The 25,394-nt window shown below is 71.1% G+C and carries 23 protein-coding genes; 17 read left to right on the top strand and 6 right to left on the bottom strand.

Translation table 11 applies throughout. The features are described from left to right. Window positions 1-11 precede the first annotated feature (11 nt). From ACIQBL_RS17985 to ACIQBL_RS17970, 4 genes are all read left to right on the top strand, one after another. The gene (locus ACIQBL_RS17985; protein WP_401942603.1) at window positions 12-1,814 is read left to right on the top strand and encodes a fatty acyl-AMP ligase; all 1,803 of its coding nucleotides are present in this window, start codon (window positions 12-14) and stop codon (window positions 1,812-1,814) included. Next, window positions 1,811-5,878, top strand: a complete 4,068-nt coding sequence (locus ACIQBL_RS17980; protein WP_401942600.1) for a beta-ketoacyl synthase N-terminal-like domain-containing protein — start codon at window positions 1,811-1,813, stop codon at window positions 5,876-5,878. Before ACIQBL_RS17985 ends, ACIQBL_RS17980 begins: the two co-directional genes overlap by 4 nt. Before the next feature lie 42 nt (window positions 5,879-5,920). Then, a complete protein-coding gene (locus ACIQBL_RS17975; RefSeq protein WP_401942597.1) occupies window positions 5,921-6,922 on the top strand; it encodes an alpha/beta hydrolase in 1,002 nt (333 codons plus the stop codon). A gap of 131 nt (window positions 6,923-7,053) precedes the next feature. Continuing rightward, complete coding sequence (locus tag ACIQBL_RS17970) at window positions 7,054-8,313, top strand: PucR family transcriptional regulator (protein ID WP_401942595.1); 1,260 nt, start codon at window positions 7,054-7,056, stop codon at window positions 8,311-8,313. Window positions 8,314-8,400: 87 nt separating this feature from the next. On the opposite strand, the gene ACIQBL_RS17965 is transcribed toward ACIQBL_RS17970, so the two are convergent. Further along, window positions 8,401-9,102 carry a TetR/AcrR family transcriptional regulator gene (locus ACIQBL_RS17965; RefSeq protein ID WP_401942592.1) on the bottom strand — a complete coding sequence of 234 codons (702 nt, stop codon included), beginning with the start codon at window positions 9,100-9,102 and terminating at the stop codon, window positions 8,401-8,403. 304 nt (window positions 9,103-9,406) lie between these two features. Here ACIQBL_RS17965 and ACIQBL_RS17960 point away from each other — a divergent pair, with 304 nt between their 5' ends. From ACIQBL_RS17960 to ACIQBL_RS17920, 9 genes are all read left to right on the top strand, one after another. Continuing rightward, a complete protein-coding gene (locus ACIQBL_RS17960; RefSeq protein WP_401942589.1) occupies window positions 9,407-10,072 on the top strand; it encodes a Tat pathway signal sequence domain protein in 666 nt (221 codons plus the stop codon). Window positions 10,073-10,094: 22 nt separating this feature from the next. Next, window positions 10,095-10,958 carry a dienelactone hydrolase family protein gene (locus ACIQBL_RS17955; protein ID WP_401942586.1) on the top strand — a complete coding sequence of 288 codons (864 nt, stop codon included), beginning with the start codon at window positions 10,095-10,097 and terminating at the stop codon, window positions 10,956-10,958. 210 nt (window positions 10,959-11,168) lie between these two features. Then, the gene (locus ACIQBL_RS17950) at window positions 11,169-11,606 is read left to right on the top strand and encodes a hypothetical protein (protein ID WP_401942584.1); all 438 of its coding nucleotides are present in this window, start codon (window positions 11,169-11,171) and stop codon (window positions 11,604-11,606) included. Between the two features lie 365 nt (window positions 11,607-11,971). Continuing rightward, on the top strand, window positions 11,972-13,003 hold the full coding sequence (locus ACIQBL_RS17945; protein ID WP_401942582.1) for a LacI family DNA-binding transcriptional regulator: 1,032 nt from the start codon (window positions 11,972-11,974) through the stop codon (window positions 13,001-13,003). Between the two features lie 314 nt (window positions 13,004-13,317). Beyond that, on the top strand, window positions 13,318-14,565 hold the full coding sequence (locus tag ACIQBL_RS17940) for an extracellular solute-binding protein (RefSeq protein WP_401942579.1): 1,248 nt from the start codon (window positions 13,318-13,320) through the stop codon (window positions 14,563-14,565). Between the two features lie 20 nt (window positions 14,566-14,585). Next, window positions 14,586-15,563: a carbohydrate ABC transporter permease gene (locus ACIQBL_RS17935; RefSeq protein ID WP_401942576.1), complete on the top strand. Its 978-nt coding sequence runs from the start codon at window positions 14,586-14,588 to the stop codon at window positions 15,561-15,563. A gap of 41 nt (window positions 15,564-15,604) precedes the next feature. Continuing rightward, window positions 15,605-16,429: a carbohydrate ABC transporter permease gene (locus tag ACIQBL_RS17930; protein WP_401944016.1), complete on the top strand. Its 825-nt coding sequence runs from the start codon at window positions 15,605-15,607 to the stop codon at window positions 16,427-16,429. 54 nt (window positions 16,430-16,483) lie between these two features. After that, window positions 16,484-18,238, top strand: a complete 1,755-nt coding sequence (locus ACIQBL_RS17925) for an amylo-alpha-1,6-glucosidase (RefSeq protein WP_401942574.1) — start codon at window positions 16,484-16,486, stop codon at window positions 18,236-18,238. A gap of 129 nt (window positions 18,239-18,367) precedes the next feature. After that, entirely contained in the window at window positions 18,368-20,161 is a 1,794-nt protein-coding gene (locus ACIQBL_RS17920; protein WP_401942571.1) for an RICIN domain-containing protein, read from the top strand. 63 nt (window positions 20,162-20,224) lie between these two features. On the opposite strand, the gene ACIQBL_RS17915 is transcribed toward ACIQBL_RS17920, so the two are convergent. The 4 genes from ACIQBL_RS17915 to ACIQBL_RS17900 form a co-directional block, all read right to left on the bottom strand. Further along, entirely contained in the window at window positions 20,225-20,584 is a 360-nt protein-coding gene (locus ACIQBL_RS17915; protein WP_401944015.1) for a CocE/NonD family hydrolase C-terminal non-catalytic domain-containing protein, read from the bottom strand. A 38-nt stretch (window positions 20,585-20,622) separates the two neighbouring features. After that, complete coding sequence (locus tag ACIQBL_RS17910; RefSeq protein ID WP_401942570.1) at window positions 20,623-20,751, bottom strand: hypothetical protein; 129 nt, start codon at window positions 20,749-20,751, stop codon at window positions 20,623-20,625. 733 nt (window positions 20,752-21,484) lie between these two features. Beyond that, window positions 21,485-22,495, bottom strand: coding sequence for a zinc-binding dehydrogenase (locus tag ACIQBL_RS17905; RefSeq protein ID WP_401942567.1), 1,011 nt, complete (start codon window positions 22,493-22,495; stop codon window positions 21,485-21,487). Then, the gene (locus ACIQBL_RS17900; protein WP_401942565.1) at window positions 22,488-22,919 is read right to left on the bottom strand and encodes a 4-oxalocrotonate tautomerase family protein; all 432 of its coding nucleotides are present in this window, start codon (window positions 22,917-22,919) and stop codon (window positions 22,488-22,490) included. Before ACIQBL_RS17900 ends, ACIQBL_RS17905 begins: the two co-directional genes overlap by 8 nt. Before the next feature lie 104 nt (window positions 22,920-23,023). Between ACIQBL_RS17900 and ACIQBL_RS17895 the strand changes: the two genes are divergently transcribed. Next, on the top strand, window positions 23,024-23,614 hold the full coding sequence (locus ACIQBL_RS17895) for a TetR/AcrR family transcriptional regulator (RefSeq protein WP_401942563.1): 591 nt from the start codon (window positions 23,024-23,026) through the stop codon (window positions 23,612-23,614). 22 nt (window positions 23,615-23,636) lie between these two features. Here ACIQBL_RS17895 and ACIQBL_RS17890 read toward each other — a convergent pair whose 3' ends face one another. Next, the gene (locus ACIQBL_RS17890; protein WP_401942561.1) at window positions 23,637-23,960 is read right to left on the bottom strand and encodes a hypothetical protein; all 324 of its coding nucleotides are present in this window, start codon (window positions 23,958-23,960) and stop codon (window positions 23,637-23,639) included. A gap of 26 nt (window positions 23,961-23,986) precedes the next feature. Here ACIQBL_RS17890 and ACIQBL_RS17885 point away from each other — a divergent pair, with 26 nt between their 5' ends. The 3 genes from ACIQBL_RS17885 to ACIQBL_RS17875 form a co-directional block, all read left to right on the top strand. Continuing rightward, a complete protein-coding gene (locus ACIQBL_RS17885) occupies window positions 23,987-24,328 on the top strand; it encodes an ArsR/SmtB family transcription factor (RefSeq protein WP_401942558.1) in 342 nt (113 codons plus the stop codon). 3 nt (window positions 24,329-24,331) lie between these two features. Beyond that, window positions 24,332-24,856 carry an SRPBCC family protein gene (locus tag ACIQBL_RS17880; RefSeq protein WP_401942555.1) on the top strand — a complete coding sequence of 175 codons (525 nt, stop codon included), beginning with the start codon at window positions 24,332-24,334 and terminating at the stop codon, window positions 24,854-24,856. Next, window positions 24,856-25,394: dihydrofolate reductase family protein (locus ACIQBL_RS17875; RefSeq protein WP_401942552.1), on the top strand; the 539-nt coding region annotated here is incomplete at its 3' end. The genes ACIQBL_RS17880 and ACIQBL_RS17875, both read left to right, overlap by 1 nt.

Here is a 25,394-nt window from a genome sequence, read left to right as displayed (position 1 = left end):
GGAGTTCCCCCATGCCCGCGCACGCCCTTCCGCACGCCCCCGGCACATCCTCAGCAGCACCGGACCGCCCGACCACGCTCCCCGCCCACCTCGCGCACTGGGCCCAACACGCCCCCGTCCGCCCCGCGTTCACCTTCGTCGACCACGCTTGCTCCGGGTTACGGGGCAGCCACCGCACCCTCACCTGGCAGCGCGTCGACGTACGGACCCGGGCGGTCGCCGCCCGGCTCGCGGACACCGTGGCTCCCGGCGAACGCGTCGCCGTCCTCTGTCCCCAGGGCACCGAATACGTCATCGGCTTTCTCGCCGCGCTGACCGTCGGCGCCGTCGCCGTACCCATGGTCACCCCCGATCTGCCCGGACACGGCGACCGCCTGGCCGGAGTCCTGGACGACGCGCGGCCCTCGGCCGTCCTCACCACCGCCGCCGCGGCCGAGACCGTAGGCACCTTCCTGGACGCGCACGGCCTGCGCCACCGTCTGATCGTCACCGACTTCGTGCCCGACGACCAGGCCGGGGCATGGCAACCGCCCGCCGTGGGCGAACAGTCGACCGCCTACCTCCAGTACAGCTCCGGATCGACCCGGTTTCCCACCGGGGTCGAGATCTCGCACGCGAACGTCGTCGCCAACGCCCGCCAGGCGCTCACCGCGTACGGCGCCGACGACCGCCGCCTCACCATGGTCGGCTGGCTGCCGCTCTACCACGACATGGGACTGGTGCTCAGCGTCGCCGCTCCCGTCGTACGCGGACTGTCGTCCGTCCTGATGGACCCCCTCGCCTTCCTCCAACGGCCCGCCCGCTGGCTGCAGTTGCTGTCCGAGCACCCCAATGCTCTGAGCGCGGCACCGAACTTCGCGTACGACTACTGCGCGGCCGTCGTCCCCGAGGAGGACAAGGCCGGGCTGCGGCTGGACCGGGTCGCCGCGCTCATCAACGGCAGTGAACCCGTACGGCCCGAGACCGCCGATCGCTTCGGCGCCGCCTTCGCCGGACAGGGCCTTTCGGCCGACGTCCACTGCCCGTCCTACGGGCTCGCCGAAGCCACCGTCTTCGTCAGCGCCCACCGCCCCGGACAACCGTTGCGCCGTTACGTCCTGGACCGCGAAGCCCTGGCGGCCGGCAAGGCGCTGGCCGTTCCCCCCGGTGACCCGGCTGCGGTTCTGCTCGCCGCTTGCGGCGAACCCGTCGGTCAGGCGGTGCGCGTCGTCGACCCCGTCACGGCCACCGTGCTGCCCGCGGGGGAGGTGGGCGAGATCTGGGTGCAGGGACCCAACATCGGGCGTGGCTACCTGGAGCGCGGCCCGCAGACCCGCAAGACCTTCCAGGCCCGACTCGCGCACGCTCCCGGCCACTGGCTGCGCACCGGCGACCTCGGCACCGTCCTCGACGGACAACTCCTGGTCACCGGACGGCTGAAGGACCTGATCATCGTGGACGGCCGCAACCACTACCCGCAGGACATCGAGAACACCGCACAGGCCGCCCACCCGGCCATACGCCCCGACCGGCTCGCCGCCTTCGCCGTGCCCGCCGGACACCTCCCCGGAGGCGGGGCCACCATCGCGGCGGAGGGCGCCGTGATCGTCGCCGAGTACGCCCGCGGTCTGGACGCGCCCGCCCGTGACCCCAAGGAGGTCGCCGCCGCCGTACGCGCCGCCGTCTCCGCCCGCCACGGCCTGCGACTGGCCGACGTGCTGCTCCTGCCACCCGGCACGGTGCCCCGCACCTCCAGCGGCAAGATCTCCCGCACGCTGACCCGCGCCCGCTACCTCGACGGTTCCTACGACCGCCCCGAGCGGGGCACGGAATGAGCCCGGTCACGGCCGGCTCCGCCGAGCTGCGGCGCCTGGTCGTCGAGCGGATCGCCCACTGGTCAGGGGTCCCCGGCGCGGACATCGCCGTGGACCGGCCGCTGGCAGAACTCGGGATGTCCTCCCGCGACGCGGTCGTGATCGCCGCAGAGCTCTCCCACGCACTCGGCCGGGAACTACCACCGACCCTGCTGTGGGAGACGTCCACCGTCGACGGTCTGGTCGCTCTCCTCGGCGAGAGCCTGGAGCCCCTCCCGGAGACCGCGTTCGTCCCCCGGGAGATCGCCGTCGACGACGACGAACCGGTCGCCGTGGTCGGCGTCGGCTGCCGCCTCCCCGGCGGTGTGCGCGGCCCCGGTGACTACTGGCGGCTGCTCGTCGAGGGCGTCGACGCCATAGGCCGGGTACCCGAGGGACGGTGGCGGGACTTCGCCGCCCAGGTCCCGTCGGACACCAACACCTGGGGCGGATACCTCGACGACGCCACCCTCACCGCGTTCGACTCCACCTTCTTCCACATCTCCCCGCGCGAGGCCGACGCGATGGACCCGCAGCAGCGCATGCTGCTGGAGGTCACCCAGGAGGCCCTCGACCACGCGGCCATCCCCGCCGCCTCGCTGGCAGGCACCGCGACCGGCGTCTTCGTCGGCATCTCGGCCCACGACTACGGCCACCTCACCGGCGCCGACCCGGCGACCGTCGACCCCTGGGCGACCACCGGAGCCGCCGGCTCGGTCTCGGCGGGCAGGCTCAGCTACGTGTACGACCTGCGCGGCCCCAGCGTCGCCGTGGACACCGCCTGCTCCTCCTCCCTCGTCGCCGTCCACCAGGCCTGCACCGCGTTGCTCGGCGGCGAATGCGACACGGCGCTCGTCGCCGGGACCAACGTGCTGCTCTCACCCGCCGTCACCGTCGCGTTCGGCCGCGCCGGAGCCCTGGCGCCCGACGGCCGCTGCAAACCCTTCTCCCAGTCCGCCGACGGCATCGGCCGCGCCGAGGGCTGCGCCGCGGTGGTGCTCAAACGGTTCAGCGACGCCCTGCGCGACGACGACCGGGTCCTCGCCGTCATCACGGCCACCACCGTCAACTCCGACGGCCGCTCCAACGGCCTCATGGCACCCAGCCCCACGGCCCAACGCGCGCTCCTCGAAGCGGCCTACGCGCGCGCCGGCCTCGATCCGGCGACCGTGGACTACGTCGAGGCGCACGGCACCGGCACACCCCTCGGCGACCCCATCGAAGCGGGTGTGCTGGCCGACGTCCTGGGCCGGAAACGCCACCCGGACCAGCCCCTGCTGCTCGGCTCGGTCAAGAGCAACCTCGGTCACCTGGAGGCAGCCGCCGGAGTCGCCGGGCTGGTCAAGACCGTCCTCGCGCTCCACCACGGCATCATCCCCGGCTCGTTGCACTGCGACCGGCCGGCCCTCGACGACGAGCGCCTGCGGGTGGTCACCGAACCCGAACCCTGGCCCCGCTACGGCGGTACCGCGACCGCCGGAGTCTCCGCCTTCGGCTTCGGCGGTACCAACGCGCACGCCGTACTGGAGGAGTGGCGGCCCACCCGGCCCGCCGAACGCGCCCTCAACACCCCTGGATCCGCAGGCCTGTTGCAGCTCAGCGACGCCGACCCGGCCCGAGTCCGGGACACCGCCGCCGGGCTCGCCGACTGGCTCGACACACCCGCAGGGAGCGCCGCCCGGCTCCATGACATCGGGCGCACCCTCGCCGGACGCACCGGCCGCGGCCCCGCCCGCGCGGCCGTCGTCGCCCACGACCGCGAGGGCCTCACCACCGCCCTGCGCGCACTTGCGGCCGGCCGCCCCCACCCGCGCGTCAGCACCGGCGACCGGGACCGCCTCGGCCCCGGCCCGGTCTGGGTCTTCTCCGGCTACGGCACCCAGTGGGCCGCGATGGGACGTCAACTCCTCGTCCGCGAGCCCGCGTTCGCCGCCGCCGTGGAGAAACTCGAACCGGTGCTCGCGGCCGCGTGCGGCTTCTCCCTGTACGAACTGCTCGACGACTGCACGGACGACGACCTACGACAGGTGGAGACCACTCAACCCCTCCTCTACGGAACCCAGTTGGCGCTCGCCGAACTCTGGCGCTCCTACGGCGTCGAACCCGCCGCCGTCATCGGGCACTCCATGGGTGAGGTCGCGGCGGCCGTCGTCGCCGGGGCGCTCGACCCCGCCGACGGCGCCCGCGTCATCGCCGTACGGTCCCGGCTGCTCGCCACCCTGCGCGGCGGGGCGATGGCCGTCGTGGACCTCACCGACGACGAACTCGGCAGCCTGGAACGGGAGTTCCCGGGCGTACACCTCGCCGTGGACTCCTCGCCCGCACAGAAGATCGTCACCGGCGAGGCAGCCGCCGTCGAACGGTTCGTCGAGCATCTCGCCGCACAAGGCCGCGAAACCCGCACCATGCCCGTCCGCGGTGCCGGGCACTCGCCCCAGGTCGAACCGCTGCTGCCCGAACTGACCGCCGCCCTGAGCGGGATCGGGGGCCGGAGCGGCGGTACCGTGCGCGTCTACTCCACCGTCCACGACGACCCCGCCCGACCCTGTGTCTTCGACGCCGGGCACTGGGCGGAGAACCTGCGCCGCCCGGTCCGGCTCGCCGGTGCGCTGGCCGCCGCCGCGGCCGACGGGCACACCGCGTTCATCGAGATCTCCCCGCACCCCGTGCTCCTGCACGCCCTCGCGGAGACCCTGCCCGACGCCCTCCACCTGCCCACCCTGCGCAGAGGCAACGACCCCGCCCTCACCTTCCGCCTCCAACTGGCCGCCCTGCACGCCGCGGGCCACCCCCTCCCGGCCCGCCTCCTCCACCCGCACGGCGAGGTCATCGACGTCCCCCTCCCGGCCTGGCGCCACACCCGCCACTGGTGGACGGCCGGGCAACCCCCGCTGGACGGCGGGCGCGTACTCCCCGAACTGCCCGCCGCACCGGTCCCGTTGGCCGTCGAAGGCACTGTCACCGAGCGGCTCATCCGCCATATCGCCGCCGTCGCAGGCCACTTGCCGGAGCGGATCACCCCCGACACCCCACTCACCGACCTGGGCCTCGATTCGCTCATGGCCGTCCGCCTGCGCGCGGCCGTAGAGCGCGAGTTCGGCGCCGCGCCCTCGACGCGCGACCTGATGCAGGCCTCCACCGTCCAGGCCGCCGCCGACGCGATCACCGGCGCCGCGCACCACGCCCAGCCGGAACACCGGCCCCCGCCCGCCGCGATCGTGTCCACCCGGGCCGACCGGCGCATGCCGTACCCCCTGCGCGCGCTGCGCGCGGCCGGCGACCGCCCTCCACTGATCCTGGCCCACGCGGCCGGTGGCACCCCGGACGTCTACCGGCCGCTCGCCGGTCTGTTGGCACCGGACGTGCCGGTGTACGGGCTGGACCGGGTCGAGGAGGCGGACACCGTCGCCGCGAAGGCGAGGCTGTGCGCGGAGGCGATCCGGAAGGCGTGGCCCGACGGCCGCTACTGGATCGGCGGATGGTCGTTCGGCGGGTTCGTCGCCCAGGAGACCGCCCGGCTGCTCGCCGCCGAGTTCGCACCCCCCGAGGCGGTGGTGCTCATCGACGCCGTACGTCCGCTGCCCCGACCGCTCGGACGGACCGCGTGGGACGTGGCACGGGAGCACTTCGAAGGATTCGCCGCGTACGCGTCCCGCACCTACGACGTACAACTCGACCTGCCCTACACGGAGTTGGCCGCCCTCGACGACCGGGGCCGGATCGACCTGGTACTGGAGACGCTCAGCTCGGTCGCCGACATCCCGCCCGCCGCGCTCCGCCACCAGCGCGCCTCCTACCTGGACCTGCGGACCGGTGAGGCGCACACCCCCGGTTCCTACGACGGCCGGGTGATCCTCTACCGCGCCACCGGGCCCGCGCCGCACACGGTGCGCGACCCGGCCTACGAGCGCACGGACGACGCGCTCGGCTGGGACGAGCTGTGCCCGGACCTGGAGATCGTCCGCGTACCCGGACACCACCTGTCCCTCCTCGACCCGCCGCACGCCCAGGCCATCGCCGACCACCTCAACCGGGTGCTCGGCTGAACACCCCGCTCCCCGACATCACTTCACAAGGAGCCGCCCGCCATGTCCGACCGTCCACCCGTTCCCCGCCAAGGTCTGTCCCGTCGTACCGTCGCCAAGGCCGCGGCCTTCGGTGTCGCGGGCGTGTTCACCGGGGCCCGGAGAGCCTCGGCCGCCGACCTCACCGTCACCCAACTGGGGCCCCGTACCTACGACTTGGGCATCCCCTCCACCGCGCTGGGCCGCACCGCGCCCGTACGGGTCATTCTGCCGACCTCGTACGCCGCCCAGCCCAGCCGCACTTGGCCGGTGCTGTACCTGCTGCACGGCGCGCACGACGACTACAACTCCTGGACCCGCGAGACCGACATCGAGGCGTTCACCGCGAACCGGGACCTGATCGTCGCCATGCCGGACGGCGGGCCCACCGGCATCCCCACCCGCTGGCAGACCGGCCTCGACTACGAGACCTTCCAGCTCCAGGAAGTCCCGGCGGTCCTGCGCGCCGGCTACCGGGCCTCCACCGTGCAGGCCGTCGCCGGGGTCTCGACCGGCGGATACGGAGCCATGGCACACGCGGCCCGCCACCCGGGAACGTTCGTGGCCGCGGCGTCGTACAGCGGCATCCCCGACACCACCACGACGACGATGCCCACGATCATCGAGGCGATCGTGGGCCGGGAGAACCTCAACCCCCTGTCGCTGTGGGGCGACCCGACGCTCAACTCCGCCACCTGGCAGGACTTCAACCCCCTGACGCACGCGAGCGCCCTGCGCGGCACCGCGCTCTACGTCTCCGTAGGCAGCGGCAGTCTCAGCGGAGGCATCGGCACCATCATCGCGCTCGCGCAGCTCATCAGTGGTGGCATCGCCTCTCTGCTGCCCGGGGTCCTGGAAAGCCTGGTGGCACCCTCCACCCAGAGCTTCGGCACCGCACTCGGGCAGCTGGGCGTCCCGGCCACCCGGCACCTGTATCAGGGCGGCGGACACCAATGGAGCGACTGGAAGCGGGAGTTCGCCACTTCGTGGCCGGTTCTCGCCGGAGCGCTGGGCCTGCCGGTCTGATCCGGACCTGGTTTGTCGCGCACGGACAAAATCGCAGCACTGCGTTGTAACTCGCGTACAGGCCAACGGAGTTCGGCGGGGGATATCGTCATCGTCCGGACCGCCTTGACCGAGCGGTAGGAGCACGCCGCATGGATCCTTTCGCCGTCGTCCCTCAGCGACTGGCAGAATTTCTGCGCCCCCATCTCGACGACATGGCCGCGGAGGTGGCGCGCGAGGTACAGCTTCAGGTACCCGAGTACGCGAGACCGGCCGACGACGCCTACGTGCGCACGATCAGAGCCGGAGTCCGCCAGGCCCTGAACCTCTTCGTGGACCGCATCGCCGACACCGGCCGCGACGGGAAACACGTCGTTCACACCTACCAGCAGATCGGACGTGGCGAAGCCGGCGAAGGGCGCGGCCTCGAAGTGCTCCAGGCCGCGCTCCGGCTCGGCGGACGGGCCGCCTGGCGGCGGATGATGAAAGCCGCCGAGGAACTGGAGTTGGACTCGAGCGAGGTCGCCGCACTCGCGGACGCGGGCTTCACCCACATGCACGAGATCATGCAGGCGGCCACCGAGGGCCACACCGAGGCTCAGCTGCGCAGCACGGGTGAGTTGCAACGGCGCCGTATGCGCCTGCTGGACCTGCTGTTCGCCGATCCGCCCGCCTCCGCGGAGGCCGTCGCGGAACTCGCCCGCGCCGCGAACTGGCCCCTGCCGCAGCGAGTCGCCGTGATAGCGGTGGGCGGCACCGAGCAGCACCAGGGTGACGAACTGCTGCTGCCCACCGCGGTGTTGGCCGACATGACCGCCCGCCCGGCGCGCCTGGTCATCCCGGACCCGGACGTGCCGGGCTCCTCGCGCGGGCACGCCCTCGCCTCGGCACTGCGAGGCCGGCCCGCCGCGGTCGGGCCGACGGTCCCGCTCTCGCAGACCGCGGACTCGTTACGCCTGGCCGCCCGAGCCCTCTCGCTCATGCGGCGCGGTGTCCTGCCGGGCGAGGGCGTGCTCCGGTGCGCCGACCACCTCACGACACTGATCCTCTACGCGGACGAACCGCTGGTCCGGGCGCTGTCGCACCGGGTCCTGGCACCGCTGGCCGGAATCCCGGCGCCACAGCGCGACAGGCTGGCGGAGACGCTGCTGGCGTGGCTGCAGTGCGAGAGCAGTGTCAACAGCACCGCCCTGCGACTGCACCTCCATCCGCAGACGGTGCGCTATCGCATGCGTCAGCTGGAGAAACTGTTCGGCGACACCCTCCAGGATTCAGAGACCCGTTTCGAACTGGAACTGGCCCTGCGGGCGAATTCCGCCTCCGCAGCGGAACCAACTCGCCCATCGCTCACGGACGAACAAAAACAGGGCTCGACTCTGCTACGTCAAGGTCGGCGCGTGGGAGACAGCTGACCGTACTGCGGTCGTCGATGCAGAAGAAACGGGAGCTGGGGGTCTGGCGCAGGCCGTGCTGAAGCCGGAACGAACGGACCTCTCGGATCAGACGTCCGGGGCCAGGCAGGCCGCGGCGCGTTCCGGACCGACGAAGGGGGCCAGCACGGAGAAGGTCAGACCGGGCAGTAGCTCGGGCAGCTCCGCGGCCCGGCCCGCGGCGATCCGACGGTAGATCGCGGAGTACACCCCACCGACCACAGTGTCGATCAACTCCTCGGTGGGGATGGGTAGTTCCGTCTCCGGCAGGTCGGTGAAGAAGTCCCGGAAGCGGACCAGCAGCTCCTCCCGTGCCTCCCGCCCGGCGGGTCCGACCGCGTCGATCTCCACGATGGCCATGACCGCGAAGGCGGGCGCGTCGGCGAGTATGCCGAGGAGCGCGCCGAGCCCGGCGCGCACCGCGCTCGGCCAGTCCGGGGCCTTGGCGTGGGCTTCCTCCATGGCGCCGATGACCATGGTCGTGCCGTACCGGTGTGCGGCGAGGAAGGCGTCCTCCTTGCCCTTGAAGAGGTCGTAGAAGACCGGCCTGGTGACGCCCGCGGCCTGGCAGATGTCGCTGACCCGGGTGTGGGCGTAGCCGACCTGGGCGACGGTGCGGACGAAGCCGTCGAGCAGCCGGTCGCGCTGGTTGGCGGCGACCACCTCGGGTGAGGTGCGGCGCGGACCCCGGCGCAGCGAGCGCTCCGGGTCGCGGGCCATGCGGGTACCGGGCAGCACGAGCGCGGGCGGCACCGACGGGAGTGTTGCCATACCACGTCCTTCCTCGGGAACTTGCCCGCATTGTATTGACTTGAATACCCGTCAGGTTTACAACTCTCACAGGTTTTCTTCTTGCGCGGACCTGCGGCGGGACGCCGCCGGAGCCGTCAGTGTCACGCACCCGCAAGGCCGCCAACAAGTGCCCTCGCGTCCCCGCCCCCGGGTCGGGGACGTGTACCGGTCCGGTGGTTCCCGCAGTCCGGGAACCGCCCTGCGCGGGTCGCTGCGTTCACCCCTGAGCCGGGGGAGCGACCCGTCCTCGCCACCCACACCCCTGTATGTCAGAGGACCCCGCATGCGCAGAAACACCGCTTCCGCCCTCGCCGCCACCGCTGCCGCCGTCGCGGCCCTGGCGCTCCTCCCCGCCACCACCGCCTCGGCGGACAGCACCGTGCTCACCTACGGCAGCGCCGCCGGCACCGCCGTCCCGGTCGGCGACGTACTCACCGCCTCGCTGGCGAGCGGCACCAATGCCACCCTCGCCACCAGCAGCGGCGGCACGTCCGGCATCACCTGCACCGGTTCCACGCTCTCCGCCACGGTGATGGCGAACCCCGCGGCTCCGGGGACCGCCACCGAGTCCGCGACCGCCCAGACCTTCAGCGGCTGCACCAGCAACGTCCTCGGCGTCACCGGGGTACGCAGCATCACCGTCAACAACCTGCCCTACAGCACCGCCGCCAACTCCGACGGCACCGTCACGGTCACCCCCGCCTCGGGCAGCACGATCCAGACCACGGTGGTGCTCTCCACCCTGCTGGGCTCCATCACCTGCGTCTACCGGGCACCCAGCCTCGCCGCCGTGAGCTCCAACAGCGCCACCAGCCTGACCTTCACCAACCAGGCGTTCACCAAGTTCTCCGGCTCGGTGCTGTGCGCGGGCAACGGCTACTTCACGGCGACCTACGCCCCCGTGGTCGACAGCAGTGTCAGCGGCTCTCCCGCCATCTACACCAACTGACAGTCAGTCCGGGAGGACTCCCGTGAAACCGCTCCGACCCCACGTGCTCCTCGCGATCCTCGCGTTCATCGTCTCGATCGCCTTAGTTGCCCCCGCCCAGGCCGCCGCCGGCAACCCTTACCAGCGCGGCCCGGCCCCGACCTTGGCCGGCATCACCGCCGAGACCGGCCCGTTCACCGTCGCCTCGACCGTCGTCCCCTCGGGCAGCGGCTCGGGCTTCAACGACGGCACCATCTATTTCCCGACCGACACCAGCCAGGGCACCTTCGGCGCCGTCGTCATCATGCCGGGCTTCGTCGCCCCGCAGGCGGAGATCGCCTGGTACGGCCCCCGGCTCGCCTCCCAGGGCTTCGTGGTGATGACCCTGGACAGCAACGCGCTGTGGGACTTCCCGACCGACCGCAGCAACCAACAACTCGCCGCGCTCAGCTACTTGACGACCAGGAGCGCGGTGAAGAACGAGATCGACCCCGCCCGGACGGCCGTGATGGGCTGGTCGATGGGCGGTGGCGGCACGCTGGAGAGTGCGGCGAGCACCCCCTCGCTCAAGGCGGCCATCGCGCTGGCACCCTGGGACATCGTCAACGTCGGCGACCAGATCACGGTCCCCACCATGATCTTCGGTGCCGACGGGGACACCGTCGCCCCGGTCTCCACCTTCACCCTGCCCGCCTACAACGCCCTGACGAACGACCACGACAAGGCGTTCATCGAGCTCAGGAACGCCGACCACTTCACCTTCGCCGGCCCGAACACCACGATCGCCGAGTACAGCATCGTCTGGCTCAAACGCTTCGTCGACAACGACACCCGCTACGACCAGTTCATCTGCCCAACTCCCCACGACCCCAACACCGTTGCCTTCCAGAACACCTGCCCGATGTAACCCCCCCAGGAGCGCGGCAGGCACGGGCCACGACGGCCGCCCGTGCCCGCCGCGCCGCCATGTCCGGAGCGGTTGCCTCTCCGACAGCGGGGTGACCGCGAATTGGTCGATCGTGGTCGGGAACAGCATCCGCTTCGCCGGTCCGCCGTTGACCGAGAGGCCGGTGTGGCGGGTGACCGGGTCGGGGTTGCAGGGAGTGGCCGGTGCCTGTTGGCGTTCGAGCAGCGGATGGTCACCGCGTGCCGCCCGGCCCGCGCGGCGAAGGCGTCGACGGTGAGGGCGTTGGCCTTGCCGTCTCCGATGCCGGTGACCGCCTTCCCGCCCTTGGCGAACGTGTACCTGTCGGTGACGTTGGCGGCCCCGCTCGGCGTGCCGTCCTCGGCCTGGTACGCCTTCGTCGCCGGTGAGCGGCTGGAAGGCGGCCCGGAGCCGGTCCGGCACGAGGCTGTGCGAGGCGCCGGTGACAGTCACCTTGTTGATGCCTCTGGACGGGAACGCCCGTACCACGTCCGTGCCCTTCTTCCCGTGGCCTGCCCCGGCGACGTCGAGCTTCTCGCCGTTGCCGGAGACCTCCGCCCGGCCGCCGCCGAGGTGGTCGAGGGGGAGGGCCGCTTCGCTGTCGGTGGGGGAGTGGACTCGGCCTCGTGAATCGCGGGACCGGTCACGTTCTTGTCGCGCAGCGCCAGGTCGCACCGGCTCCCGTCGTTCTCTTTCGTCTTCGTCGCACTGGGGTCTCCGTGGTTTCCCTGCGGGTGGGGACTATGGGCGAGGATTGTCGAACCGGTTCGACTCACTGGCCGGGAAGCTAGCACCGCGTAAATCCGGCGGCAATACCTCCGACGCCGGGAGTCGTGTCAGCTCACCCTGGATTCCAGGGGTGTTGCGAGAAGATGCGGTGCGAGGTGTTGACAGTCGCCGGGGTTGTTCCTACCTTCACTTCACGCGAACCGGTTCGATGACCGGTGGTCGCCCTTCGCAACATCGAACCGGTTCGATCCATCCAAGGAGTGCCCGTGAACATCGGTGAGATCGCCCGGCGGGCCGGTGTCTCGCGGAGCACCGTGTCCGTCGCGCTGAGCGGCAAGCGTCCGGTGTCGGAGGAGACCCGCCGGAAGATCCAGCGCGTCATCGACGAGCTGGGCTACCGGCCCAACGCCAGTGCGCGTGCCCTGGCCAACGGCCGGACCAACACGATCGGCCTGGTCTTCCCGCCGGCCGGCAACCACTACACCGGTATGCAACTCGACTTCATCGGCAGCGTGGTGGAGGCCGCCGCGGCCCACGACTACGACGTGCTGCTGTCACCCAGCGGCGTCGACAGCGACCGCTCGTTCCAGCGGATGCTGGGGGAGCGGCGGGTCGACGGCGCGATCCTGATGGAGATCAGGCTGGAGGACGACCGGGTCGATCACCTGGCCGCCCTCGGTTTCCCCTCCGTCGCCATCGGCCGCACCGCGCATCCCGAAGGCACCTGGTGGGTCGGCCTGGACCACACCGCGCTGGCGGCGGCGTGCGTGCACCACCTCGCGGACCTCGGTCACCGCAGGGTCGCCTTCGTCAACCGGCCCGAGCAGTTGCTGCGGGCCGGATACGAGTCGGCCCACCACGGCCTCGACGGCTTCACCAAGGCCGCGGCCGAACGCGGGCTGACCGTCCGGACGTACTGCTGCGGGGACGACGCGGCATCCGGCCAGGCGTGCCTGGAACAGATCCTGCACGACGACCCGGCCACCTCGGCCCTGGTCACGCTGAACGAGGCCGCGCTGGGAGGCCTCTACCGCGGGCTCGCCCAGGCCGGCCGCCACGTACCGCGCGACTTCTCCGTCACCGGGGTCGTGGCCGGCCGGTGGGCGGAGACGGTGACCCCGCGGCTCACCGCGGCGGACGTACCGGCGGAGGAGATGGGCCGACACGCCGTCGACCTCCTCGTCGAGCGGATCGACCACCCCGACGCCCCGCCCCGGCACCACCTGCTCGCGCCGCCCATCTCCCTCCGCGCCAGCACGGGTCCCGGCACCGGCCCGCCGTCCACTGAGGCCCACTGACCTCGCCCTTCCTCGCACGGGTCCGGACGCGGCGTGCCGTCCACTGAGGCCCACTCACCTCGCCCCTCCCCACATGGTCCCGGCACCGGCACGCCGCCCGCCGAGCCCGCCGACCTCACTCTTCCCCGCACGGGTCCCGGCGCCGGACGCCCTCCGTCTCGGCCCGCTGCCCCAGCCCCTCCCCGCACCACCTCCTGACCACGGATCACGGGCATTCCTGTCCCCCCTCGTCGCCCCGTGGCTGTTCGGCATGCCCGCTTCCCCCCTCGTCACCCTCCCTCGGCACACCCGTGCCAAAAACGAAGGAACGCGCGATGCACAGCTCCCTCAGACGACTCCGCCTCACCGCCGCGACCGTGACGGTCCTCGCCGTCGCAGGCACCGCCACCGCCTGTTCCTCAGGCGCGGGCAGCACCGGCACCAAGACCGCTGACACCGGTACCTACACGATCTGGGACCCCTACCCGCAGTTCGACAAGACCTCCGCGTGGGCGAAGCTGCTCGGTGCCTGCGGCACCAAGGCCGGGGTGAAGATCAAGCGGACCGCGTTCGACACCAGTGACCTGGCGAACAAGGCGCTCCTGGCCGCCCAGCAGGACAACTCCGCGGACGTCCTCATCGTCGACAGCCCGGTGGTGTCGACCCTGGCCGAGGCCGGCGTCCTCACCACGACCGCGGACAACAAGCTGGACACCTCGAAGGTCAACCCCAACCTCCTCGCCGCCGGACAGGCGGGCGGCAAGACCTACGGCATGCCGATCGGCGCCAACACCCTCGCCCTCTACTACAACAAGGCGGTGCTGAAGCAGGCCGGCGTCGACATCGCCTCGGTCAAGGACTGGAAGTCGCTGACGGCGGCGCTCGCGAAGGTCAAGAAGGCCGGCAAGAAGGGCATCACGTTCTCCGCGATCGGCACGGAGGAGGGCACCTTCCAGTTCCTGCCCTGGTACTGGGGATCGGGCGCCCAACTGACCGCGCTCGACTCCGACAAGGCGGTCTCCGCGCTGACGCTCTGGCAGGACTGGCTGAAGAACGGCTACGCCCCCAACTCGGTTCTCAACAACACCCAGACGACCAGCTGGCAGGAGTTCGCGACCGGCGACTACGCGTTCAGCGAGAACGGCACCTGGCAGCTCGCCAACGCCAAGAAGGCCGGCTTCGCGTACGGGGTCGTCCCCGTTCCCGCCGCCGACGGAGGCAACGCGGCAGCCCCGACCGGCGGCGAGTTCGTCACCGTCCCGGTCCAGGGCAAGACCGCTCGCTACGCCACCTCCCAGAAGATCGTCACCTGCCTGACCAGCACCGACCACCTCCTCGACACCGACACCACGCTGTCGTACGTGGCCCCCACCACCGAGGTCCAGGACAAACAGGTCGCGGCCAACGCCGAGTTGAAGCCCTGGGCCGACGCGGTCAAGGCGGCCAAGGGACGCACCAGCGACGACCTGGGCACCAAGTACCCGAAGATCTCGGAGCAGTTGTGGAAGGCGGTCCAGTCCGCGCTCAGCGGCTCGAAGTCGCCGAAGGACGCGCTGTCCGCCGCCCAGTCGGCCGTCAAGTAACCAGAGACCAGGGTTAGTTGATGAGCCACATGACCCAAGTGCCGCACCGGCGGCCCGTGCACCACCACAGCGGTGCGGCCCCCACCGCACCGCCCCGAACGCGGCGCCGACGTCGGCCCACGTCCCAGCAGTGGGCCGCCTGGGGCTTCCTCACCCCGGTGACCCTCTACCTCGTCCTCTTCTACGCCTATCCCCTCTACCGCAACATCGACCTGAGCCTGCGCGACTACACGGTCCGGTCCTTCGTCCGGGGCGACGCACCCTTCACGGGCCTGGCCAACTACCGCACGGTCATCGACGATCCGACCTTCGCCCCGGCCCTGCTGCACACCGTGGTCTTCACCACTGTGTGTCTGGTCTTCCAGTACGCCATCGGCCTGGCTCTCGCGGTCTTCTTCAACCAGCGCTTCCGGCTCTCCGCGACCCTGCGGGCCCTCTTCCTCGTGCCGTGGCTGCTCCCGCTGATCGTGTCGGCGTCCACCTGGTCGTGGATGCTCAACAGCGACTCCGGTGTCGTCAACGCCGTCCTGCACGCCGTCGGCATCGGACCGGTCAACTGGCTGACCGCGCCGGGCTGGTCGCTGGCCTCGGTGATCATCGCGAACATCTGGATCGGCGTCCCGTTCAACCTGGTGGTCCTGCACAGCGGCCTCCAGTCCATCCCCGCGAGCCTCTACGAGGCCGCCGCCCTCGACGGGGCCAACGCCTGGCAGCGGTTCTGGCGGATCACCTTCCCGCTGCTGCGCCCGGTGTCCGCGATCACCCTCCTCCTCGGCCTCGTCTACACACTCAAGGTCTTCGACATCATCTGGATCATGACCAAGGGCGGCCCGGCCGACTCCTCCACCACCTTCGCCACCTGGTCCTACCAGCTCGGCTTCGGCAACCTGCTGCCGGCCTTCGGCCCCGGAGCGGCCGTAGGAAACCTGCTGGTGGTCGCCGCCCTGGTGTTCGGCCTGGTCTATGTCCGGGTCCAGCGGAAGCAGGCACCGTCATGAACGGCACGGCCATGAACCGCACGGTCATGAACGGCACCGACATGAACCGGCGCACCAGCCGCACGTGGTGGCAGACAGCCATCGGCGTCCTGTTCACCGCGGTGATGCTCTTCCCCGTCTACTGGATGCTCAACGTGTCCTTCACCCGCGACCAGGACATGCGCAAGAGCCCACCGGACCTGATCCCCCTGCACGGCACCCTGGCGGGCTACCGCGCCGTCCTGGACCAGCAGTTGCCCTACCTCGGCACCAGCCTCGTCATCGGCCTGGGCACCGTCGTCCTCACCGTGGCACTGGCCGCACCCGCGGGCTACGCACTCGCCAAACTCCGCCCACGCGGCGGCGGTGTCCTGAGTTTCCTCTTCCTTGTCGCCCAGATGATCCCCGGCATCATCATGGCGATGGGCTTCTACGCCATCTACCTCAGCCTCGGCCTGCTCCAGTCGGTGCCGGGACTGATCGTCGCGGACTCCACGCTGGCCGTGCCGTTCGCTGTGCTGATCTTCACCGCGTTCATGTCCGGCATCCCCGGCGAACTGCTCCAGGCCGCGAAGACGGACGGCGCCGGGCCCGTGCGCACCTTCTGGTCGATCGTGCTGCCCATGAGCCGCAACGCCGTCGTCACGGTGTCGCTGTTCGCGTTCCTGTGGTCCTGGTCCGACTTCGTCTTCGCCGGCACCCTCGCGAACGGCGGCGCGCACGAGCCGATCACCCTCGGCATCTACCACTACATCGGCAACAACAACCAGCAGTGGAACGCCATCATGGCGACCGCCGTCGTGGCCTCGCTGCCCGCCGCGGTGATCCTCGTCCTCGCCCAGCGCTATGTCGCCGCGGGCGTGACGGCCGGCGCCGTCAAGGACTGACGTTCCGTCATCTCTCCGCCGTAGAAACCCTGTTGAGAATCGAGTCACGCCTCCATGACCGTCGCCTGCTCCGGCCCGGCCTTCTCCGTCCACGACATCCCGTTCAGCACGTACGGATCCTGGTTCGGTATCTCTCCCGTGCTCGCGGAGAGGACCCGCGCCGAGGACCTCCATCTCGTCTCGCACCAGAACGGCATGCACGCCGTCCTGAGCCTCGTCCCCCTCGACCCGGTGACAGGGGAGAGGGCCAGGGTTCGCGTGCGGGCGACACCGGCTCTGCTCAGCTGGACCGGTGACGGCGGGCGCGTCGACCTCGCCTACGAGTCGCCGGACACCGTGCGGCTGCGCGGTACCGGGTTCGGGCTGCAAGTCGGTGCGGCGGCGCGGGAGTTGACTCCGTTCAGCGGCACGTACTTCTTCCACGACCCCGTGGCCGACGCGCACGTCTTCACCTCCTACGAGACCGGACGCCGCTACCGGATCACCGTCCTGTCCGGCGCCGTGACCGACATCGCCGGCGCTCAGACGCTGGGCCGGGCCGGTCGCGGTGTCACGATCGGCGCGGGTGCCGACGGTGTCTGGGAGGCCGCCGTGGAAGAACTCGACACGGCGCGACCTCCGTACGCCTCCCCGGCGACCTTCGACGAGGTGGTCACCGCCGTCCGGCGCTCCTTCGATGCCTTCGTCGAGGCGGTGGCGCCCTGGCGTTCGCCGGACACCCCGGCCGCCGAACTCGCCGCGTACGTGGTGTGGTCCGCGACCGTGCGCCCGGCCGGGCTGGTCACCCGGCCCGCCGTGCTGATGTCGAAGCACTGGATGGACAAGGTGTGGAGCTGGGACCACTGCTTCAACGCCCTTGCCCTGGCCGCCGGTTCACCTGGTCTGGCCCTGGACCAGTTCGCGCTGCCCTTCGACCACCAGGACGAGACCGGCGCGCTGCCCGACTCGGTGACCCACTCCGAGATCCTCTACAACTTCGTCAAGCCCCCCGTCCACGGCTGGGCCCTGCGCCACCTGCGCCGAAGGCTGCACGAGCCGCTGGGCGAGGCCGAGTTGGCCGAGGTCTACGACCGGCTGACCCGCTGGACGGAGTTCTGGCTCACGACGCGGCGCGCACCCGGGTCCGCCCTCCCGCACTACCAGCACGGCAACGACAGCGGCTGGGACAACGCCACCACCTTCGACTCCGAACGCGTGATCGTCAGCGCCGACCTGGCCGCCTTTCTCATCCTCCAGCTGCGTGAACTCGCCGTACTGGCAGACGAGTTGGGGCTGGCGGACGACACGCGCAAGTGGACCCGGACGGCGGACGCGACACAGGCCGCGCTGCTCGACGAGCTGTGGACCGGCGACCGGTTCGCCGCCCGCTCGGCACACAGCGGGGCCACCTGGACCAGCTCCAGCCTGCTCGACCTGATGCCCGTCGTGCTCGGCGAGCACCTGCCCGAGCACATCGGTGACGCGCTGGCCGAACGCATCGAGGCCCACCTCACCGCGTACGGCCTCGCCACCGAACTGCCCACCTCACCGCACTACTTGGACGACGGCTACTGGCGCGGACCGATCTGGGCCCCGTCCACCGTCCTGATCGAGGACGGTCTGCGCCGCGCAGGACACGACCGTCTCGCGGACGACATCAGCTCCCGCTTCCGGGCGCTGTGCGAGACCTCGGGTTTCGCGGAGAACTTCGACGCCCTCACCGGCGTGGGCCTGCGCGACCGCGCCTACACCTGGACCGCCAGCAGCTATCTGCTCCTCGCCGAGGCCCACGAGCTGAGGCGCGCCGAGGCCACGGAGGCCGTCGGCTGACAGACCCCCTGGGCGAGCCGCGCCCAGGAAGTTCCCCCTTCGGGAGACCCGCACATGCGCATACCTCGATTCCGTTCCCCAGCCGGACGTACCGGCAGACCAGCCGCTCCGAGAGGCCGCAGGACCGCCGTGGTCGCGGCGCTCCTCGCCTCCTTCGCCGCCCTCACCCTCCCCGCGACCACGGCCCACGCCGCCGACACCTCCGTCACCGTCGACTTCGCCACCGCCGGCGGCGCCCCCACCTACCACGCCTCCGGGATGATCTACGGGATGACCCCGGACGGCTCGCTGCCGCAGGACCACTTCTTCACCGACATCAAGTGGCACTTCATGCGGGCCGGCGGCGCCCAGCTCAACAGCGGCGGCTACGCCACCAGCCTCGCCGACTACCAGACCCGCTGGGCCTCAACTCTGGCCCAGTACAAGCGAACAGCCGCCCTCGGCGGCACCTTCGTCCTCCTCCCGCACGACCTCTGGGGCGCCGACGGCACCACCAGCCAGGGCTGGCCCGGCGACAACGGCGACTGGACGCAGTTCGACGCCTTCGTCACCCAGCTCATCAGTGACGTCAAGGCCAACAACATGACGGTCCAGTGGGACCTGTGGAACGAGCCCGACGGCAGCGGCTTCTGGGGCGCGTCACAGACGCAGTACCTGGCGATGTGGTCGCGGTTCTACGCCAAGGTGCGCGCCGCCTTCCCCGCCCAGCTCATCGTCGGCCCCAGCATCGCGGGCCAGCCGAACTCCTCCAACAGCTGGTGGACGACCTTCCTGACGTACGTCAAGGCGAACAACGTGGCCCCGGACACCTGGAGTTGGCACGACGAGCCCGGCGACCCCGTCACCGATGCCGGGCGTGCCAACTCCACGCTCACCGCGGCGGGGTTGACCAACACGCGGCCTTACCAGATCAACGAGTACGCCACCCTGTCCATGCAGTCCCCGGGCGGCGGCGCCTGGTTCATCGGCCGTCTGGAACGCGCCGGCGCCGACGGCCTGCGCGGCAACTGGGCCTCCGGCACCGGCCTGCACGACAACGAGGCCAACCTGCTGACCAAGAACAGCGCGGGCCAGTACCTGCCGCTCGGCGAGTGGTTCATGTACCGCTACTACGGCTCCCAGACCGGCAACATCGTCAACCTGGTCCCCGGCACCGGCACCGACGGCCTGGCCACCAAGGACAACTCCGCCAAGAACGCGAAGGTGTTGCTCGGCAGCAGCGGCAACACCGGGACGGTCACCGTCGACCTCACCGGGCTCAACACCACGTCCGTCGTGGAGAACAGCCAGGTCCGTGCCGTCGTCCAGCGCGTCCCGTACAACAGCGGGGCCGCCGTGACCGGACCGGAGACCATCGCCGACACCACCCTCACGGTCAGCGGCAACGCCGCCTCCGTGAGCCTCCCGTGGACGAACGCCAAGGACGGCTACACCGTCACCCTGCTGCCCCCGTCCAACACCACCGTCTCCACGGTCGCCGTCAGCCAGAACAGCGGCCAGTGCCTGGACGACACCAACCTCTCCACCGCCAACGGCACGCAGTACCAGCAGTACTACTGCGAGGGCGGCTACCAGCAGATGCTCGACCTCAAGCCGGTCAGCGGCAAGACCAACACCTATACGGTGGTCGACGAGTTGAGCGGCAAGTGCCTCGACGTCTCGGGAGCGTCCACCACCGACGGCGCCGCCGTCATCCAGTACACCTGCAACGGAGCCACCAACCAGCAGTTCACCCTCAACCCCGTCACCGCACTCGGCAACAGCCACGACTACCAACTCGTCGCCGTCCACAGCGGCAAGTGCGTCGACGTCACCGGCGTCTCGACCACCGCCGGCGCGCTGGTCCACCAGTGGACCTGCGATGCCGCGAGCGCACTGAGCACCAAGAAGAACCAGATCTGGCGGCTGCTCGGCAAGAACTGACGGCCGTCACGCGGACGATGGGGAGGGACAGCCCAAGTGCTCCTCCCCATCGAAGGCGCTTCGTCAGCGTCGGGCATTCAGGAGGCCTGCCGGATCGGTAGCACGATCGCGGAAGACCTGCTGGTCGGCCGCGCGGAGGGTGACGGCCGTGGCCCGGGGTTCGCCGGTGCCGGGGTTGCGGTTGCAGCGGGGGAAGGCGCCGCTCGACACCTGGACGCGGATGCGGTGGCCGCGCTTGAACCGGTAGGCCGTAGGCCACAGTCGCACCGTCGCGCACGTCGTCTCGTCGGCGCCGGTGAGGCCGATCAGGCCGTCGCAGACGTTCGTGGAGCGCCCCTTCTCGTCCACGTCGCACAGCCGGACGAAGACATCGGCCTTCGGCAGGCTGGAGCGGAAGCAGATCTCTGCGCTCACCTCGCCGATGACCTCAACGTCGTTGTCCAGGGCGGGAGTTGTGCAGATCAGGACGTCGGACCGGGCCTCCGGTCGTCACGCATGGGCACCTTGAGGTCGCGCTCGGCAGCAAGGTCCCGGGTCTGCGGCGGAGGCAGCTTCTGGAGGTACTGGGTGAGGTGGCTGGTGAGGTTCATGGCGGGGGAGGCCCTGTCGTTCGTGGTGGTTCGGATGGGGCAGGACCGACCGGTCGCTCACCTGGGCGGACGCCGACCAGTGGTCGGTGACATGGGCGGCACGCAACGCGCGTGCGGGAACAGGGCGCGAGCGCGGTCGGGGTCCGGGGACACGAAGACGCAGCCCGCGGTGACCACGGAGACCGGCGGGTCGGTGGTAGCGCACCTGGAGGGAGACCGTCATGCCGGGCAGTCCGGCGGCGGCGCAGGGACCGGCCCACGAGTTCGTCCAGCAGCATGGCGCTCATGCCACCGTGCCCGTAACCGGGCGGACCCTCGTGGGCGATGCCGAGGGCGCAGCGGCCGACGAGGCCAGCGTCGCCCGGAGTCACCTCCATGGGCGGAGCGAGCGGGCTGCCGGCTCCGGTGACGGGGCTGTACACGCGCACCCCTCCGGGGAACCCGTCCACGGCCGGGATCTCCGCTCGTCCGCGTCGGCGGCCCGTCAACTGCCCGGTCAGCCGGCGCACGCCGTCCGTCACGCGGTGCAGGCCTTCGGCCGAGGCCGCGGTGCGTACGGTGGCGTCGACCAGGGCACGCAGTTCGTGGCCGGGACCGGTGATCGCCGCCCGTTGGTCGTCCAGTTCCTCTCCTGTCGTTCGTACGGGGTCGGTGTTCCTCGCGGGCGCTTCAGTAGGTACTGCGTCCATCAGGTTTCTCGGTCGGGGCGTAATGGGTCGTGGTCGCGACGCGGTCAGCCGTCGGCGCGGACGAAGACGGGCTTGAGGTGCTTCTCGGGCAGTTCGCCGGGGAGTTGTTCCCAGTCGAGGACGTGGGAGACGACCCGTGCCGGGACGACCTTGCCCGAGGCGGCCAGTTCGAGGGCGTCGGGGATGTGGTTGCGGACGTTGTCGCGGGCGACGCGCAGGGTGACGCCGGTGAGGTACATGTCGAGCAAGGGCAGCTCGCCGGGGCGGAAGTGGTTGCCCGCGGACTCGCACATACCCTCCGGGGCAAGGGACTTGACGGCCAGGGCGAGCTGCTCGACGCGGCCGGTGGCCTCTACGGCGATGTCGAAGCCGTGCCGGACCGGTTCGAGCACCTCGGCGGTGGCGGCACCGTAACTCCGGGCGATCTCACGGTGTTCGGCGTCCGGGTCGACGTACAGGACGTCGGAGGCGCCGAGCGCGCGGGCGATGTCGCACACGTACAGGCCGATGCTGCCGCGCGCGACGACCAGGACCCTGGCACCGGGTTTCGCCTTGAGATGGGGTGCGACCAGACGCCAGGACAGGGACCAGTTGTCACTGGCCGAGGCCATGGCGACCGGGCTGAGGCCCTCCGGCAGCGGGACGAGCATGGCGTCCGCGTACGGCACCCGGACCAGGTCGGAGAAGAGCCCGCCCCAACTGCCGCCGATCGGCGCGCCGTACATCGCCATGTGCGGTACGGCCGAGCAGTGGGCGGTGAGTCCGGCGCGGCAGGGGTCGCAGGCTCCGCAGTTGATGGACCAGGGGACGACCACCAGATCGCCCGGGGCCACGGCGGTCACGGCGTCGCCGGTCTCGACGACCCGGGCCACGCATTCATGGCCGAGGGCAAACGGCGGGTCAATGAAACCCTGCCCGGCCAGGATCGCGGAGTCCACGTCGCAGGAGGTGGCCGTTACCGGGGCGACGATGGCCTCCTGGTCGGACTGGAGCTTGGGATCGGGCGCCTCGCGCCACTCCACCAAGTGCCGGGCGACGTAGGTCAGTTCACGCATCGGCGCGCTGCCCCTTGGCGAGGGCGACGAGGTCGGCGTAGCGGACGACGGAGCCGCCCGCGCCCCAGGTGCCGTCGGGCTGTTCGTGCACGAGGACCCACACCCGCAGCGCGTCGTCCGGGGTGAGTCCGGCGGCGGCCAGCACGGTCTTCGTCGCGTCCTCGACCAGGCCCGCCCTGCGACGCTCGGACAGCGCGCCCTGCGGAACGGTGACGTCCACGAGGAAGCGGGGCGCGTCGTCCTCGGCGGTGACCTGCGCCCCTTCGGGCAGCTCGACCAGGTAACTCCATGCCTGGGCGCGGAAGAACGCCGTGTCGGGCGCTCCCTCCCAGCGCAGCAGTACGGCGGCCAGGTCGCGCTGGACGGTCCTGCGGCCCTCCTCGGTCAGCGAGGCGGGCGGGACGGTGAGCCGGATCATCGGCATGACGAGGTCTTCCTTTCCGCGGGCACACGGCGTCTATGACGACCGTTATAACCGGAGATCAAGCTAGACTATGACGAGCGTTATATCCAGAGGGGAGTGCGGCCTTGGTCAGATCCAGCGCGCCGTCGCGTGAGCGCATCGTGGCGGGTGCGGCCGACATGATCAGCAGGCGCGGCCTGAGCGCCACGAGCATCCGGGACCTGGCCAAACACGCCAAGGCGCCGCTCGGCTCGACGTACCACTACTTCCCCGAGGGCAAGCGGCAGTTGGTCACCGAGGCGGTGCGGTACGCCGGGGGAGCGGTTTCCCGCATGCTGCGCGCCGAACTGGACGCGGGCCCGGTCGCGGGCGTGCGGGCCTTTCTGGGCCTGTGGCGCGGCATCGTCGTCGAGAGCGATTTCCGTGCCGGTTGTCCGGTGCTGGCCGTCTCCGTCGAGGAACCGCCGCTCGACGAGGCCTCGCCCGCGCTCGCTGCCGCCGCCGAGGCGTTCGAGGGCTGGGAGCGGCTGCTCGCCGGGTCGCTGGGGGAGCACGGGGTGGCCCGCGATCGGGCCGAGGGTCTCGCGGCCCTCATCGTGGCGTCGGTCGAGGGTGCCACGGCCATGTGCCGCGCCAAGCGCAGTGCGCGGCCCCTGGACCAGGTCGCGCAGCAGCTCGAAGCGCTGATCGTCGGCGCGATCGACCGTACGGCTTGACGGTGGCGAGCGGCTTCGGGGCTCAGCCGCCGATCGCCGCGCGGATCGCCTTGGCCCTCTCCTCGGTGAAGACGCCGCTGTCGAGGAGGGGGAGGGCGGGGAATGGCGCAGGACGGACGAGCTGGAGCTGCCTCTGACGTTCCACGTCGCCAGTACGCCTGTCGGCGCACAGCCGATCTCCGCCGCGAGGCGCGCCCCCTGCGCCGTCGTCGAACTCGTGGCCGCGCTCCTGCCCCGCCAGGCGGCGGCTGGGCCCCAGGGCGCCGAGCCGGACGCCGGCACCCGTCCCGCCCGGAAGCCCGGACAGCAGGTCCCATGGACCAGGTTCCCGACCGGGTTGACGCATGCCGATATGGGAATACGATGGCTGTCATGGCACGAGCAGCGACGACGTCGGACGTCTTCAACGCGATAGCGGAGCCGCAGCGCCGGGAGATCCTGGTCCTGCTGCGGGCGGGTGAGCGGCCGGTGACCGAGGTGGCCCGGGAGCTGGGGATGAGCCAGCCGGGGGCGTCCAAGCATCTGCGGGTGCTCCGGGAGGTCGGGCTGGTGCGGGACCGCAAGGCCGGCAAGCAGCGCCTGTACGGCCTGGACGCCCGCGGGCTGCGGCCGGTCCACGAGTGGGCCGGCGGGTTCGAGCGGTTCTGGAACGAGAGCTTCGACCGGCTGGACACCTATGTGCAGGACCTCAAGCAGGCGCGGCAGGAGGAATGACCGATGGCAGAGGCAGCGACAGAGGCAGGGGTAGGTCGGGAAACGCGGGCGGAGCCGGCGGCGGCCGACCGGGAGATCGTGATCTCCCGGGTCGTCGACGCCCCGCGGGAGCTGGTGTTCGAGGCGTTCACCGAGGTCCGGCACCTGTCGCGGTGGTGGGGACCGGAGGGGTTCACCACCACGACGCGGTCCTTCGAGTTCCGTGAGGGCGGAGAGTGGGTCTTCGTGCTGCACGGGCCGGACGGGACCGACTACTCCGAGTGGATCCGCTGGCTGCGGATCGTCCCGCCGGAGCGGATCGAGCTGCTGCACGGTGAGTCCCGCGACGACCCGAACGCCTTCACGTCGGTCCTGACCTTCGCGCCGGACGGCGCCGCGACCCGGATCGTGATGCGCACGGTGTTCCCCACCAGGGAACTGCGCGACGAGGCGGTCGAGAAGTACCACGCGGTCGAGGGAGGCCGGCAGACCCTGGGCAACCTTGCGGCCTACGTAACGGACCTCGCGCGGAAGGGAGTTGAGGGCTGATGGCCGGGAAGGTGTTCTTCAGTGTGTCGATGTCGCTGGACGGCTTCATCGCGCCCGAGCCGGTGCCCGTCGAGGACGAGCTCTTCGCGCCCGAGAGGCGGGACGACCCGGACGTCCGGCGCTGGATGGCGCAGTGGACGGAGCTGCAGCAGTGGGTGTTCCCGCTGCGGTTCTTCCGGGAGAACCTGAAGCTGGGCGAGGGCGGCGAGGAGGGCCTCGACAACGACATCGCGCGGGAGACGTTCGAGCGCACCGGCGCGAGCGTCATGGGCAGGCGCATGTTCGATCTCGGTGAGCGGTCATGGCCGGAGGAAGCGCCCTTCCACACCCCGGTCTTCGTCGTGACGCACACCAGGCGTGACCCGTGGGAGCGGCCCGGCGGCACCACGTTCCACTTCGTCGACGACGGCATCGAGCACGCCCTCGACCAGGCCCGCGGCCCCCCCCGCGCCCCCCCCCGCCGGGTAGCCCGCGGGGGGGCGCCCCGACGGGGGGTACAGAAAGCCCGCCGGGGGGGGGCGGGGTCGGTGGGGGGGGT

Source organism: Streptomyces sp. NPDC088350 (assembly GCF_044753545.1).
In the GTDB taxonomy this organism is placed as follows: domain Bacteria; phylum Actinomycetota; class Actinomycetes; order Streptomycetales; family Streptomycetaceae; genus Streptomyces.
The sequence above is the reverse complement of the archived record's forward strand: the minus strand, read 5'-3'. Positions and strand labels throughout refer to the sequence as shown.

Coding starts and splice junctions, on each gene's coding strand:
- ACIQBL_RS17985 (WP_401942603.1), top strand. CDS start 12: ATGCCCGCGCACGCCCTTCCGCACGCCCCCGGCACATCCTCAGCAGCA.
- ACIQBL_RS17980 (WP_401942600.1), top strand. CDS start 1,811: ATGAGCCCGGTCACGGCCGGCTCCGCCGAGCTGCGGCGCCTGGTCGTC.
- ACIQBL_RS17975 (WP_401942597.1), top strand. CDS start 5,921: ATGTCCGACCGTCCACCCGTTCCCCGCCAAGGTCTGTCCCGTCGTACC.
- ACIQBL_RS17970 (WP_401942595.1), top strand. CDS start 7,054: ATGGATCCTTTCGCCGTCGTCCCTCAGCGACTGGCAGAATTTCTGCGC.
- ACIQBL_RS17965 (WP_401942592.1), bottom strand. CDS start 9,102: ATGGCAACACTCCCGTCGGTGCCGCCCGCGCTCGTGCTGCCCGGTACC.
- ACIQBL_RS17960 (WP_401942589.1), top strand. CDS start 9,407: ATGCGCAGAAACACCGCTTCCGCCCTCGCCGCCACCGCTGCCGCCGTC.
- ACIQBL_RS17940 (WP_401942579.1), top strand. CDS start 13,318: ATGCACAGCTCCCTCAGACGACTCCGCCTCACCGCCGCGACCGTGACG.
- ACIQBL_RS17935 (WP_401942576.1), top strand. CDS start 14,586: ATGAGCCACATGACCCAAGTGCCGCACCGGCGGCCCGTGCACCACCAC.
- ACIQBL_RS17930 (WP_401944016.1), top strand. CDS start 15,605: ATGAACCGGCGCACCAGCCGCACGTGGTGGCAGACAGCCATCGGCGTC.
- ACIQBL_RS17925 (WP_401942574.1), top strand. CDS start 16,484: ATGACCGTCGCCTGCTCCGGCCCGGCCTTCTCCGTCCACGACATCCCG.
- ACIQBL_RS17910 (WP_401942570.1), bottom strand. CDS start 20,751: ATGAACCTCACCAGCCACCTCACCCAGTACCTCCAGAAGCTGCCTCCG.
- ACIQBL_RS17905 (WP_401942567.1), bottom strand. CDS start 22,495: ATGCGTGAACTGACCTACGTCGCCCGGCACTTGGTGGAGTGGCGCGAG.
- ACIQBL_RS17900 (WP_401942565.1), bottom strand. CDS start 22,919: ATGCCGATGATCCGGCTCACCGTCCCGCCCGCCTCGCTGACCGAGGAG.
- ACIQBL_RS17890 (WP_401942561.1), bottom strand. CDS start 23,960: ATGCGTCAACCCGGTCGGGAACCTGGTCCATGGGACCTGCTGTCCGGG.
- ACIQBL_RS17885 (WP_401942558.1), top strand. CDS start 23,987: ATGGCACGAGCAGCGACGACGTCGGACGTCTTCAACGCGATAGCGGAG.
- ACIQBL_RS17880 (WP_401942555.1), top strand. CDS start 24,332: ATGGCAGAGGCAGCGACAGAGGCAGGGGTAGGTCGGGAAACGCGGGCG.